Raw genomic sequence first — 471 nt, 5'->3', positions numbered from 1 at the left:
ACCAGCAACTTTCACAAAATCCCAGGCATCGCCACCTTTAATTTCCGCCAGTAAAATTCTGTCAGGTTTCATCCTCAAACAGGATTTGATTAATTTCGCTGCTGTTATGATAGAGCCGGAATCACTGCCGGATTCCGAAGGGTAAAAAAGATGCACATAATTTTTATGGATAAAAAATTTGATTTCCTCTGCATCTTCAATCGTAATCAGCCGTGTATTCAATGGTATGAAATCGATAAGACTCTTCATATAAGTTGTTTTACCGGAACCCGTTGCTCCGGCAAATACAATGGTTTTCCCTGCTGCTACGGCAAGCTCCATAAAAGCAGCGATATTTCTCGCTCTGAATAAATCAAGAAGCTCATCATCGTATGTCCTGTGTTTTTTTCCTGACTGGACATAATCATAAAAACCGTTCGCCACATATTCTTTATGTGTTATCTGCCGTGTCGATGGTTTACGTATAGTGAT

At 39.9% G+C, this 471-nt stretch carries 1 protein-coding gene; it reads right to left on the bottom strand.

Annotated features, from left to right (window positions below; all coding sequences use genetic code 11):
- Positions 1-471 (bottom strand): ATPase, T2SS/T4P/T4SS family (locus tag LU493_RS19540; RefSeq protein ID WP_275289470.1); only part of this gene is annotated, 471 nt, incomplete at both ends.

The organism is Halomonas elongata, from assembly GCF_029081005.1.
Classification (GTDB): Bacteria; Pseudomonadota; Gammaproteobacteria; order Pseudomonadales; family Halomonadaceae; genus Halomonas; species Halomonas elongata_B.
Note: the sequence above shows the minus strand (reverse complement) of the source record. Positions and strands in the feature narration are given on the sequence as shown.